Here is a 12922-nt window from a genome sequence, read left to right on the forward strand (position 1 = left end):
TTAAATCTTGTGTAAATGCCACATGCACAAAATGACCAACACCCAAAGGGCAAACACGCAGCCAGGCGTGATTTCCTCAAGCAGTCATCCGCTATAATGGCGTTGGCGCTTGCTCCTCCACTGGTAATGAAAGCCGCTGAAAATGACGAAGCCATCGCTGGTATTTTTGAAAAGATACCGGTAAGCATGGACATCAACGGCAAAGCCTATCATTTATCATTGGAGCCAAGAGTTACCCTGCTGGATCTGCTACGTGAACAACTGGCGCTTACCGGCACTAAAAAAGGCTGTGATCACGGGCAGTGTGGCGCCTGTACCGTACATGTAAACGGACAACGTATCAATGCCTGTCTTACCCTGGCGGTGATGCAGGAAGGCAAAAAAATCACCACAATAGAAGGGCTTGCCAATGGTAACACCCTCCATCCGGTGCAGGAAGCATTCATTAAACACGATGGCTTTCAGTGCGGTTACTGCACGCCCGGACAAATCATGTCTGCCGTAGCCTGTCTGCGCGAAGGCCATGCCGGCTCACCCGGCGAAATCCGCGAATTCATGAGCGGCAACATCTGCCGCTGCGGTGCATACGATAATATTGTAGCTGCCATCACAGCAATAAAACAGGGGGGACAAAAAGTATGAACCAGTTTACCTACACGCGGCCTGCCACCCTGAAAGCCGCCATAGACGCCGTGGCAAAAAACAAGGATGCCCGCTTCATCGCAGGCGGCACCAACCTGCTGGACCTCATGAAAAACGGGGTGATGACACCGGAAAAACTGGTGGACATCAACCGGTTACCACTCAGGGAACTGCAATTCAGTAATAACATCCTGCATATAGGCGCCCTGGCGCTCAACAGCGACGTAGCAGCGCATGAAGTAGTGAAAGCAAAGTTCCCACTGCTCTCTCAGGCATTACTGGCAGGCGCTTCACAGCAACTGCGCAATATGGCTACGGTAGGCGGCAATATGATGCAGCGCACCCGCTGCACCTATTTCTATGATACCACCATGCCCTGCAACAAACGTAAGCCAGGTAGCGGCTGCGGTGCTCTCGGCGGCATCAACCGTATGCATGCCATCTTCGGCGCCAGCGATCAATGCATTGCTGTACATCCCAGCGATATGTGCGTAGCACTCACCGCACTGGATGCTACGGTACTGGTAGCCAGTCCAAAAGGCAACCGCCGTATCCCTGCTGCCGATTTCCACCGGCTGCCGGGCAATACGCCTGAAAAAGATAACAACCTGGTTAAAGGCGATCTGATCACCGGCGTGGAAATTCCGGCCAGCCCCTTTACCAGTAATGTATACTACCTGAAAGTACGTGACCGCGCTTCCTATGCGTTTGCACTGGTATCCGTAGCCGCTGCCCTGGACATTAGTAACAACACTATCCGGGATATCAGGCTCGTGATGGGCGGCGTAGCGGCAAAACCGTGGCGGCTCGCCGAAGCAGAAAAAGCACTCATAGGCAAAGCGCCTACCGAAGAAAATTTTCGTTCAGCCGCCAACGTTGCATTGCAATCTGCAAAAACATATCAGTACAATGCCTTCAAAATACCATTGGCGCAAAACAGCATTGTTACCGCATTACAAAAAGCAGCCGCCATATGAAAAAGCCATCAGTAGGACAATCCATGGACCGGGTAGACGGCCGCCTGAAAGTAACCGGCGGCGCCAGGTACTTTGCCGACCACCAGCTGGAAGGCATGTTGTACGCGGCGCTCGTGTGCAGCCCTGTTAGTTGTGGCCGCATTAAAAGCATAGATGCACAGAAAGCCCTGCGCGCACCCGGTGTGGTAGACGTGGTATCCCACCTCAATGCACCGCCGGTACCAGGTTATAAAGAAGAAAATAAAAACCCTAAACAAGGGCTCAAAATATTCAGCGATGACCGCATCTATTCAAATGGCCAGCCTGTCGCCGTTGTAGTGGCCGACACCCTGGAACGCGCCGTATATGCAGCCTCGCTGGTAGATGTGTTATACAGCCAGGAAGTACATCATACAGAAATGTCCGCTAACATGGACAAGGCCTTCCAGAACAATGGTATGAAAGATTATCTCCGTGGCGAAGCGGATGCCTGGAAAAAAGCGGCAGTAACTGTAGATGAAACCTACACCATTCCTCTGGAGGTACATAATCCCATGGAACTTGCCGGTATCATCGCACACTGGGAAACACCGGATAAACTTACGCTCTACGCAAAAACACAAGGCGTAAAAAGTGTACAGCAAACCATAAAAAGTCTCTTCCACATACCCGAACAAAATATCACCGTGCATTCACAATTTGTGGGAGGCGCCTTTGGTATGGGGCTGCGGGTATGGCCCCTGGAAGTAGCCACCATACTGGCTGCGAAGAAGATACGCAAACCGGTGAAACTGGTGATTACCCGGGAGGAAATGTTTACACTCGTAGGCTACAGACCCAATGCTGTACAGCAGGTAAGTATCGGCGCTACCGCAGATGGTAAGCTTACCGGCATCGCACACGAAGCAGTAGCCATCACGTCTCCTTACGAAGATTTTACAGAAGGCATTGTGGCCATGAGTAAATTCATGTACGCCTGTCCCAACGTATATACAAAATACCAGCTGGTACCGCTCAACATGAGCACACCGGTATGGATGCGCGGCCCCGGTGAAGCCACCGGCGCTTTCGCACTGGAATCGGCGATAGACGAACTCGCCTACAAGCTAAAACTGGATCCATTGGCATTCCGTATCCTCAATCATGCGGATACCGATCCGGAAAAAGATCTTCCTTTCTCCAGTAAATACCTGAAAGAGGCTTACCAGATGGGCGCTGAAAAGATTGGCTGGTTTCAACGCAATCCCGAACCGCGTTCTATGAAGGAAGATGATATGCTGGTAGGCTATGGTATGAGCAGCGGTACTTTCGGCGCCTATCGCGGCAAAGCCACTGCTGCCGGTACGCTCAAAGCAGACGGCACATTCGTGTTACAAAGTGCGGCCAGCGATATTGGTCCGGGTACCGCCACCGCGATGGTGCAGATTGCCGCTGATGCTACCGGTATCGACCCTACGAAAATAACATTCATGCTCGGTGAATCATCCTACCCGGATGCTCCCAAACAAGGCGGCTCCTCTACCGTGTCTACAGTTGGCAGTGCTGTCAACGATGTATGTAAAGCATTGCAGCAACAACTGGGTGAACTGGCTATCGCAAAGCTGCCTGCATTTAAAAATGCAACAGCAGCAGATCTTGTTTATGAAGATGGACAACTTTCCCTGGCTGCAGACCGCTCCGTAAAAATTGCCTATCACGAAATATTGCAACAGCAGCAACTGCCCGAATTGCGGGTCACCGCTACTTCACAGAGTGGCGAGGAAAGAAAGAAATACTCCATGTATTCTTTCTCTGTGCATTTTGCCAAAGTACATGTGCATCCTGCTACGGGTGTAGTCCGGATAGTACACGTAGTGAGCGTAGCAGATTCTGGCACCATCGTCAACAGCAAAACCGCTGCCAGTCAGATGATAGGCGGCGTAGTAGGCGGCATTGGTATGGCACTTACGGAAGAGGCTATCATAGATCATCGTTTCGGCCGTTTTGTGAATCATAATTATGCCGACTATCATGTACCCGTAAACGCGGATACACCACCTACTGATGTGCTTTTCATCAATAAAAAAGATCCGTATATCAACCCTATGGGCGCCAAAGGCATGGGGGAAATAGCACTGATCGGCTTTGCAGCCGCCGTTGCCAATGCAGTATACCATGCTACCGGTAAACGCGTACGCGACCTGCCCATTACACCGGATAAAGTAATGGAAGTAAAGAATGATATACAATCGAAGTTAGAAAATAAGCTGTCGGTATGAACGAACCTGGAGATATTGTGAAAGCATATCATGCTGCCTGCCGCGAAGGACTAAGAACCGCACTGGCAACAGTGGTACATGTGGAAGGTTCCGCCTATCGCCAACCCGGTGCGCGCATGCTCGTAACAGAAAACGGCGCACTCACCGGCGCTATCAGCGGCGGCTGTCTTGAAGGAGATGCCCTCCGTAAAGCACAACTGGTTATATTGCAACAGCAACCCATGCTGGTCACCTACGATACTACCGATGAAGATGACGCCAAACTGGGCGTAGGACTGGGTTGCAACGGTGTCATACACATCCTGCTGGAGCCACTGCCAGGCAATGATGATAACCAGCTACTGCACCCTGTTGCGCTGCTGGAACAAGTTGTCACTTCCCGGCAAAGCGCCGTACTGGTCACCTTGTTTTCATTGCACAACAGGAAAGCCCCCCAACCAGGCACCTGCCTGTTACTGACAGGTGACGGACAACTCCGGCACAGCATAACAAATGATGCGCTGCAAACGGCCGTCATTACCCATGCACAGCAGGCGATGCAAACACAAAGATCACTCGTCACCACTTATGTTTCCGCACAGGAAAATATAACAGCCCTCGCTGCCTGGTTACCACCTGTTCCTCACCTGTTGATTGCAGGCGCCGGCAACGATGCGATGCCATTGGTAAAGATGGCATACCTCCTCGGATGGCATACCACCGTGGTAGACGGTCGTCCCGCCTACGCCACCAAAGCCCGCTTCCCGGAAGCGACCCATATTGTAGTAGCCAAACCGGAACAGGTGCTTTCCCGCGTAACGGTAGATGCACACACCGCTGTGATACTGATGACGCACAACTACAACTACGACCTCGCTTTATTAATAGCACTGCTGCCGCTTTCCCTGCCTTACACCGGTATGCTGGGCCCTGCTAAAAAACGCCGGCGCATGCTGGAAGAATTAAATGAGAAAGGTGTCCAGTTATCAGACATACAACGGGAACGACTATACGGTCCTGCGGGGCTTGACATAGGCGCGGAAACCACTGCAGAAATTGCGTTGTCTATCATCAGTGAAATTAAAGCTGTTTTGTCGGCTGCCGCCGGCATCTCCCTCCGGGAGAAGAAAACCGCGATCCACTCCCGTGCGCAACAGATCATCACCCAACAACAAATCTGATGAAAAATAACACCGGCGCCATCATCCTTGCAGCTGGCGCATCACAGCGCATGGGCACTCCCAAACAGCAGCTTGTATTTGAAAATAAAACGCTGCTTCAACGGGTAGTGCATACCGCGCTGGAAACAGGCTGCTCCCCTGTTATAGTGGTATTAGGCGCCTTCGCCACAGACATCCGGTCAGACCTGCCCACCACCGGTGTCACCATCGTCATCAATGATCATTGGGAAACAGGGATGGCAGGTTCTATTCATACCGGCATACAGGCAATGCTTCGTATATCCCACACCGTTAATAACACATTCCTCCTGCTTTGCGATCAACCTTTTATCAGTTCCACCCTCTTACATGAAATGATGACTACTCAAACCGCCACCGGCAAAAAAATAATCGCCTGTGCTTACAATAACACCATCGGCACCCCTGTATTATTCGATTCATCCTTCTTCCCACAGCTACTCCAGTTAACCGGTCAGGAAGGCGCAAAAAAAATATTGCTGCAACATCCCGCTGATGTAGTCACAATCCCTTTCGCACAGGGCGCCCTGGATATTGACACCCAGGATGATTATAAAAAACTGATGCAATAATTTCTTTAAAGAAAGTCTTCGCATGAACAATATTAATCTCTCCGAAAAATATTTTTTTTTGAAAATAAATAATTCCGCTTTACATTTGTCTACAGAATTAGTAGACTAATAAACATAAACGTCATGCAAAGCAATGATCAACATCCGAACCCGCGCTACCACCGCACATATGCCAGCAAAAAGCTGGTAACGTTTTCCTGTTGTTGCTGAACCCCTCTCTCACTGCGGTTTCCCACCAACCACCGCCCCCACCATCCTGTTTAAATAATTACTGATTACTTAAAATCTTCATCGTCATGCAAACTAACACCTTGCCTGTTTTCCGTCTCGAAGGGACGGTAACGGCTACCCACCTCGCATATTTCCGGCAACATGGTATCATCCAGTTCAAAAATTTTCTTGACAAAGAAACATTATCAACTGTACTACGGGAAGTAGAACAGGTACAGCAACTATTACTTAACAACAATACACAGAAGGTCAACGGCATCCCGCTCAAATTTGGTACGGATACAAATGGCAATCCTCTGATCCAGCGCATCGCCTTTGCCTCCCACTTCAGCAGCGTGCTACGCACATTGCTGAAAGAAGAACGGCTGCAGTCATTAACAAAACTACTCGGCCCCTACGAAGGCAGGATCGGCGAAAATGAAAAAGACGGGCTGGTGATCAATCATTACGTGAATGCAGCTCACAGCCAGTTTAAACAACTCGGATGGCATACAGACAGTCCGCGCGATCTCTTTCTCGGCACCCGCATCATGCCTATGCTCAATGTAGGCATCCATCTCGATGATTGCCCGCTGGAAAACGGCGGACTAAGAGTACTCGCAGGTACACACGAACAGGGGTTGTTACGGTTGCTGTTCAGAAAAAAATATTTCATTGACAATAACCCCGACAAAAAAGAAGTAGGTTTTGATATTGAAGCAGGCGATCTCACCGTGCATGATGGCCGCCTGTGGCATCGTGTACAACAATCGCCCCACACCGGTGAAAAAAGCCGCAGAAGGGTGATGTACATTCCCATCATTACCGGTGCCTATCAGCCTAAACACGCACAAAGTCCCACACCATTTTATCATAAACTGGCGCAGCTGAAGCAACCACGTTATAGCGACAGGCCACAGTGGGGCAACGCTAAAACAGCCATCGTCAACAGTTCATCCATCTAAACAAACGAAATATGTCATACGCATTAGTAACCGGCGCTGCCAAAGGAATTGGTAAAGCGATAGCCGCCGAACTGGCGGCAAGAAATTATCACCTGTTGCTTGTTGACTTCGACGGGAATACACTGGCAGCCACTGCGGAAGCATTGGCTGCACAGTATCACGTCAACGTACACACGCTGCACCAGGATCTTTCCGAACCCGATGCATTGCTGCATATAACCGCCTGGACCAGCTCCTGGCATGATCAGCTCAATGTTGTAGTCAATAACGCCGGATATGGCCTGAATGGTGCATTCGAAAACAGCTCCCTGCCAGAACAATTTAATATCATAGATGTAAATATAAAAGCACAGGTGGGCCTCTCATACGCCTATATTCCGGTGCTTCGGAAATTTCAGCGTGCCTATTTGCTGAACCTTGCCAGTACAACCGCTTATCAGACCGTTCCTTATCTGAATATCTACGCCGCTTCCAAAGCTTTTGCCTTGTCATTTACACGGGGGCTGCGACACGAATTGCGCGACTCGCCTATATCCGTCAGCGCATTGAGTCCCGGCAGTACCGATACAGATTTCGTCAACAGGGCGCGTATGGGCGATGCCACCAGGAAACTGGCAGACCGCTTCAACATGACGCCGGAAAAGGTAGCCAGCATAGCCATTGATGGCCTGTTTAAAGGAAAGGCTGAAATCATCCCGGGATTTATCAACAAACTGAATGCTTTCTTACCAAAGTTTTTCCCAAAAACATTCGTAGAAAAAATTGCAGGAAATATTTATCAGCCGGTAGGGCAAACAGCGGAAATAGTACTGACCACATAACGTGGCTAAAACCGGTAGCTAAGCGTACAACTCCTGTTCAGCTGTGTAATACGTTTTCCTGCCGCCGCCGGTATCATGCTTTATTTCGGCGCCACCGGGGCTCTCTTTCAACTTTGAATTGTGTACCAGCATAAAATCACGGACTTCTCCCTGGATAATATCAGGGTGACTTTTCTTAATCTTCTTTTCTGCATCCAGCAGGATATGTTTAATAGATTTCAGCAACACGCTGATCTTTGCTTCAGGAATTTTATGGCAGATAGAAAAGGGGGAAATCCGGGCATCCCATAAAATTTCATCTGCATATGCATTGCCGATGCCCAGCACATTTTTCTGATCAATCAGATATTTTTTGATGGTGATCTTTTTCTTTGCCAATGCAACTTTGAGATATTGCTCGTTGAATGCTTCCGATAAAGCATCCGGCGCTTCCTTCGCTGCGGGGTCCAGTGTTAGTACCGCCTGCCCCTGGAAGTCTGTCAATGCAAGACCGGTACCATCTGCAAATAATAGCGTAACGATCGTATACTTTTGTTCATTCTTTTTATCAAAGAGATATAGTTTGCCATGCAACATTAAATGCATCCCCAACACATGTCCGTTCTTAAATATAAAGTGCAGCTCCTTACCCACCCGTTGAATAGCTTCCAGCAGCTGTCCTTCAACGGCGGCCTGCAATTCCTTTTCAGTGCTTTGCAGTTTCTTGTCATTTTGAACAGTAATGGATTGTAGTTTTTTATGCAGCAAAGCTTTCTCCAGGTTATGACGGAATACTTGCAGATCGGGTAACTCAGGCATGATTTATTTTTTATAAAATTAACAGGATAATTATTTCAACAAACTTCCCGGCGTGATACCGTAATGCTTTTTAAATGCCCGCTGAAAGTGTTGCGGGTGGCTATATCCCAGCGACCAGGCAATTTCAGAAATATTCTTCTCTCCTTCTGCAATCATCTTCCGGGCACGATCCAGTCTTGTTTCACTTACGTAACCAAATACACTGGTATTAAATAGCTCGCGGAAACCTTTCTTCAATTTAAATTCGTTCAGCTGGCACAGTTTTGACAACACGGCCAGAGAAGGTGGATTATCAAGCCGGCTTTCTATAATAGTACGTGCAATGTGTAATTTATCGATCTCTGAAGCAGATAAGGATAATGATTTTTGTTTTGTTTGTGTAAGAGAAAGTAAAGAGGCCCATTGCAGGGAGAGCAGGTCAAGCACTTTCGATTCAATATAGAGCTTCTTTAAACCAACCGGGTCGGGTGTTTGCCAGATAGTATCAAAAATATATTTCATTTTGGCCGTCATCAACGGGGCCTGTGACTCCAGTGTAAAAGAGGTACCAGCCGCTATCTTCGTGGCATATTGTTCAAATTCCGGCATGTAGGCAGTCAGCAACGCGATCATTTTTTCAGGGACTATGTGTATCCCGAAAGTGCGGTAGCAGCCATATCCCACCAGTTCATTTCTTTCCAGTGATCCGGGATTGAATAAGATATTATGTGTCCCTTTTTCGTGGCGGTGCCGGTTAAAGAATCCATCCATGGTTTGATAGATACTTCCTTCTACCATAAAATTCATCTCAACAAAAGACTTATGGTTAATATGCTCCCAGGGAGGTGTAATCCTATCCGTACAAAAATGGCTGTCTACCACGCCGATGTCATTCACCAGGGCAATTTTCAGCGTACCCGGTTTATCACTGAACGGTAGTGGAAATTCCTGTACTACTCCCCTGGCGGGGGAAAAGACCTCTTCAAAGGTAACAGGCATCTGCTGCTTGTGTTCCTGTTTCATACCCGGAATATTTATTCATTTACATTTTTGGTACTTAATAATCCTTTTTATGCCCTGCTGCGGACCAGCAATTCCAGAATTTTACGGGTAAATAAAAAAGAACCATGCCAGACAAATTTAAAGAGAATAAAGAACAAATACCGGTATTGATTGTGGGTGGCGGACTCACCGGGCTATCCGCTGCGTTGTGTTTATTACAACAAGGAATCCGGCCTGTTTTGATTGAACGTCATGCCAGTACTTCTATTCATCCAAGGGCGCGCGGCTTTGATGTAAGAACCATGGAATTGTTCCGCGAGCTACAGCTGGATACAAGTATCCGGGAAGCAGGAAAAGCCCTGGCACCGGCCTGGGGTATCTATGCTGGTATAACGCTGACGGATATACTGGATCAGCGGGATCCAAACCGTCAGCAAATAAAGCATCCCATTGAAATACCCGGGTTTGAAAAACTCGCTGCCATGAGCCCTGTCGCAGGCGCCCGCTGTACCCAGGACCTGAGTGAACCACTCCTCTTGCAGGCGGCCATTGAAAGAGGGGCTGACATCCGCTTTAATACCCGGCTGCTATCATTTACACAGGACGAGAACAAGGTAACGGCGTATATCCGTAACAGTGATACAGGCAGGGAAGAAACCCTTACCTGTAGTTATATGATAGCGGCAGACGGCGGCAGCAGCGCCATTCGCAAGGCATTGGACGCCGCCACTGTAGGCGATGGCCCCCTGGGCACCCTGCTAAACATTTACTTTGAAGCCGATCTGTATGAACTGGTGAAAGGCCGGGAGTTTAGTATCAGTCTTATTGAAAGACCTGGTATCACCGGCATGATAGCCGCTATTAACAACAGCAACAAATGGGTATTTCATCTTCACTACGATGCGCAAAACGGTGAAAAGCCAGCGGACTATACCACCGCACGGGTGGAGCAGATCCTGCGCGACAGTATCGGTATTCCTGATCTACCGGTACGCGTCATCAGCGTGCTGCCCTGGAAGCCAACGGTGAATGTAGTACGCCACATGCAGCATGGCCGCATTTTCCTGGCCGGTGATGCAGCACATCAGATGACACCTTACGGTGGTAAAGGCGCCGCCACCGGCGTACAGGATGTGCATAACCTGGCCTGGAAACTCGCCCTGGTATTACAACACAAGGCCACGCCAGCTTTACTGCAAACCTACTCCGAAGAGCGGCAACCCATAGGGCTGGAAAACGCGCTCCTCTCCGGTCAGCTGGCTGATGATAAAGGCTTGATCAACTACAGGAAAATGCTGGATACGAAAGATAAAGCGGGTGGCTTTGACAACACCTCCTGGATGATCCGGATGTTAGGCATACCGGATTATACCTATACCTCCAGTGCCGTACCCGGTGCAACTGCTGTTGAAGGCCCCCATGCCGGCGGACAACCCGGCACCCGGATACCACATGTATGGCTACACGAAAATGGAAGCACCCGCTCCACACTGGACCTGGCAGTCACCCATTTCACCCTCATCACGGATAGTACCGGCACACACTGGCAGGAAGCCGCTTCACAGGCTGCTGCTACTTTTAACATCTCTATACCGGTACAAATAATCAATGATGAGCACTGGCAATCATTAACCGCACTACCTGCCGGCAGTGCGCTCCTGGTGCGGCCCGACGGGTTTATCGCCTGGCGTTCCCCTTCAAAAAATATAAATGAAACAAAGGAACTGGAACAGGCATTGAAAACAATCCTGTCTTGCTAACTATTTCCCCTTTAACAACTGATCTGCAAAACGCCATTGTGTTTTAAAATCAGGTGTCAGCGACTGTTTCGTAATAATGGCCCGGAACATTTCAATTGGGATAGCATTTTCGTGCAGGAAGGCGTCGTGAAATTGCAATTCCGTCATCTTCCTGCTATCTATCATTTCATGGTGTAAGGCCCGCAGCTGAAGGCCTCCCATCATATAGGCAATCTGGTATAAAGGACCATAATTGCCTTCAAAAGAGCGCCGCACTTCAGCGGAGGCACTGAAACGTTCATGCCCAACCCGGTCTACCAGGAAATCAATGCATTGCTGCGGTGTCCATTTTCCCAGGTGATAATTCAGCGAGAAGATAATGCGGGCGCAACGGTGCATCCTCCAGAAAAGCGCGCCCACCTTCTGCTCGGGTGTGCTGTGGAAATTCTTATTCCACAACAGCATTTCCCAGTATAACGCCCACCCCTCTACGGAGAATGGCGTACTGAACATTTGACGGTAAGGCTTATTGCGCTTATTCATATAGCCTTGCAGGTTATGCCCCGGTATGAGCTCATGAAAAACAGTGGCATGCGCAAATGCATAGTTATTACTACGCATGCTCATCACTTTGGTCGCTTCATCCATTTCCGCGGTGGGATAAGCCACCAGGATAGATTCACCACCCAGGAAGAAAGGCGCAAACCGCTGCTGCTCCATGGTGAGCATATACATGCGCCATGCTTCCTTAGCCAGCGCAGGAACAGTAACAAGGTTACTGTCTTCCACAAACTTAACGGCTTCATCAGCCAGCTGATGGATCAGCGCCGGTTGTTTACCCGGCTCCACATGATGCTCCTTTACCTTTTCCAGTGCTTTCTTCCAGTCGTCACCAAAACCCATTGCCCTGGAGGCTTTCCCCATCTCCGCATCACACCAGGCAAACTCTTTATTGGCCATATCCACCAGCTCTTCCGGTGTATAAGGAATCATTTCATACTGTAACTGGGCCAGCAGCGCATCCCTGCCGATAGGTGTGCCCCTGATACCCGAAGCATCCAGGGCTTTGTCCGACTTGTCTGCCAGCTCCTCACCAAGAAAAAGCGCATATTGTTTCAACAGGGAATCCGTTTGCTGATAGGGCTGCTTCACCCACCAGGTAAAGGAAGGATCATAACCATAATAGAAATTATATACATTTCTCAAACCACTCCGCAAACCATCCACTATAGCAGCGGCTTTACGTGCTACGGGCGCCGGAAGCCCGCTCTGTTGCGTCAATGCCTTTTGGGCAGCTATGATTTCCTGTTGCACCGTACCCAGTGTGGCAGCCACCTGGGCGGCATCGGGAGTATCTCCCCTGCGCCGGTTTACCTGTAGCGTCATAATCTTTTGTGCAAACGGGATCACTGGTTGTAAACTATTATACAGCTTTTCGTTATGGTCAATATCCCGCAATTCCTGTTCTACATCGCGTTTCAGCAACAGGTAGTCTACCTGCTCTCCCACCTCCAGCGATTTAAACGGAATAGCCTTCAGCTGCTGCAACGTGTTGTTGTAATACACCCGCATACGGCCATAATACTCGGGGCTATCCCGGAAAATATATACTTTACTGAGATCATCCACATCCGCCTCCATTTGCTGTATCAACGCTTTAACGGGCTCTCCGGTTGAAGCAAACGCCCGGAAGGTCACCAACAATAAGGTCAGGATAATAAGTACTTGTTTTCTCATAAAGGGCTGTTCTTTTCAATGCTTAAAGATAGGCTGACCGGAATGGATCTGTATACCGAAATTGC

General features: G+C 49.1%; 11 protein-coding genes. 8 read left to right on the top strand and 3 right to left on the bottom strand.

The genetic code is table 11. From position 1 onward, the window contains the following. The first annotated feature begins 15 nt into the window (after positions 1-15). The 7 genes from ABQ275_RS17570 (at position 16) to ABQ275_RS17600 (ending at position 7602) form a co-directional block, all read left to right on the top strand. A complete protein-coding gene (locus ABQ275_RS17570) occupies positions 16-642 on the top strand; it encodes a 2Fe-2S iron-sulfur cluster-binding protein (protein WP_349314461.1) in 627 nt (208 codons plus the stop codon). Further along, positions 639-1619: a xanthine dehydrogenase family protein subunit M gene (locus ABQ275_RS17575; protein ID WP_349314462.1), complete on the top strand. Its 981-nt coding sequence runs from the start codon at positions 639-641 to the stop codon at positions 1617-1619. The genes ABQ275_RS17570 and ABQ275_RS17575 overlap by 4 nt, the downstream gene beginning before the upstream one ends. Further along, positions 1616-3856, top strand: coding sequence for a xanthine dehydrogenase family protein molybdopterin-binding subunit (locus ABQ275_RS17580; RefSeq protein ID WP_349314463.1), 2241 nt, complete (start codon positions 1616-1618; stop codon positions 3854-3856). The genes ABQ275_RS17575 and ABQ275_RS17580 overlap by 4 nt, the downstream gene beginning before the upstream one ends. Next, positions 3853-5016 carry an XdhC family protein gene (locus ABQ275_RS17585; RefSeq protein WP_349314464.1) on the top strand — a complete coding sequence of 388 codons (1164 nt, stop codon included), beginning with the start codon at positions 3853-3855 and terminating at the stop codon, positions 5014-5016. Before ABQ275_RS17580 ends, ABQ275_RS17585 begins: the two co-directional genes overlap by 4 nt. Next, the gene (locus ABQ275_RS17590; RefSeq protein WP_349314465.1) at positions 5016-5606 is read left to right on the top strand and encodes a nucleotidyltransferase family protein; all 591 of its coding nucleotides are present in this window, start codon (positions 5016-5018) and stop codon (positions 5604-5606) included. Before ABQ275_RS17585 ends, ABQ275_RS17590 begins: the two co-directional genes overlap by 1 nt. A 296-nt stretch (positions 5607-5902) precedes the next feature. Beyond that, positions 5903-6781, top strand: a complete 879-nt coding sequence (locus ABQ275_RS17595; protein ID WP_349314466.1) for a phytanoyl-CoA dioxygenase family protein — start codon at positions 5903-5905, stop codon at positions 6779-6781. Positions 6782-6792: 11 nt separating this feature from the next. Next, positions 6793-7602 (top strand): SDR family NAD(P)-dependent oxidoreductase, encoded by an 810-nt coding sequence (locus ABQ275_RS17600; protein WP_349314467.1) that lies wholly within the window; start codon positions 6793-6795, stop codon positions 7600-7602. A gap of 18 nt (positions 7603-7620) precedes the next feature. Here ABQ275_RS17600 and ABQ275_RS17605 read toward each other — a convergent pair whose 3' ends face one another. Both ABQ275_RS17605 and ABQ275_RS17610 read right to left on the bottom strand, forming a co-directional pair. Next, on the bottom strand, positions 7621-8400 hold the full coding sequence (locus ABQ275_RS17605) for a DNA-formamidopyrimidine glycosylase family protein (RefSeq protein ID WP_349314468.1): 780 nt from the start codon (positions 8398-8400) through the stop codon (positions 7621-7623). A 30-nt stretch (positions 8401-8430) separates the two neighbouring features. Beyond that, positions 8431-9402 carry an AraC family transcriptional regulator gene (locus ABQ275_RS17610; protein ID WP_349314469.1) on the bottom strand — a complete coding sequence of 324 codons (972 nt, stop codon included), beginning with the start codon at positions 9400-9402 and terminating at the stop codon, positions 8431-8433. Between the two features lie 104 nt (positions 9403-9506). On the opposite strand from ABQ275_RS17610, the gene ABQ275_RS17615 reads away from it, so the two are divergent. Beyond that, positions 9507-11141 (top strand): FAD-dependent monooxygenase, encoded by a 1635-nt coding sequence (locus ABQ275_RS17615; protein WP_349314470.1) that lies wholly within the window; start codon positions 9507-9509, stop codon positions 11139-11141. On the opposite strand, the gene ABQ275_RS17620 is transcribed toward ABQ275_RS17615, so the two are convergent. Continuing rightward, entirely contained in the window at positions 11142-12857 is a 1716-nt protein-coding gene (locus ABQ275_RS17620; protein ID WP_349314471.1) for a DUF885 family protein, read from the bottom strand. Positions 12858-12922 lie beyond the last annotated feature (65 nt).

The sequence above is a fragment of the Chitinophaga sp. MM2321 genome, from assembly GCF_964033635.1.
In the GTDB taxonomy this organism is placed as follows: Bacteria; Bacteroidota; Bacteroidia; order Chitinophagales; family Chitinophagaceae; genus Chitinophaga.

Excerpts from the sequence above, each read along its gene's own strand:
- ABQ275_RS17620 (WP_349314471.1), bottom strand. The coding sequence starts at position 12,857 with ATGAGAAAACAAGTACTTATTATCCTGACCTTATTGTTGGTGACCTTC.
- ABQ275_RS17570 (WP_349314461.1), top strand. The coding sequence starts at position 16 with ATGCCACATGCACAAAATGACCAACACCCAAAGGGCAAACACGCAGCC.
- ABQ275_RS17580 (WP_349314463.1), top strand. The coding sequence starts at position 1,616 with ATGAAAAAGCCATCAGTAGGACAATCCATGGACCGGGTAGACGGCCGC.
- ABQ275_RS17600 (WP_349314467.1), top strand. The coding sequence starts at position 6,793 with ATGTCATACGCATTAGTAACCGGCGCTGCCAAAGGAATTGGTAAAGCG.
- ABQ275_RS17610 (WP_349314469.1), bottom strand. The coding sequence starts at position 9,402 with ATGAAACAGGAACACAAGCAGCAGATGCCTGTTACCTTTGAAGAGGTC.
- ABQ275_RS17585 (WP_349314464.1), top strand. The coding sequence starts at position 3,853 with ATGAACGAACCTGGAGATATTGTGAAAGCATATCATGCTGCCTGCCGC.
- ABQ275_RS17615 (WP_349314470.1), top strand. The coding sequence starts at position 9,507 with ATGCCAGACAAATTTAAAGAGAATAAAGAACAAATACCGGTATTGATT.
- ABQ275_RS17575 (WP_349314462.1), top strand. The coding sequence starts at position 639 with ATGAACCAGTTTACCTACACGCGGCCTGCCACCCTGAAAGCCGCCATA.
- ABQ275_RS17590 (WP_349314465.1), top strand. The coding sequence starts at position 5,016 with ATGAAAAATAACACCGGCGCCATCATCCTTGCAGCTGGCGCATCACAG.
- ABQ275_RS17595 (WP_349314466.1), top strand. The coding sequence starts at position 5,903 with ATGCAAACTAACACCTTGCCTGTTTTCCGTCTCGAAGGGACGGTAACG.
- ABQ275_RS17605 (WP_349314468.1), bottom strand. The coding sequence starts at position 8,400 with ATGCCTGAGTTACCCGATCTGCAAGTATTCCGTCATAACCTGGAGAAA.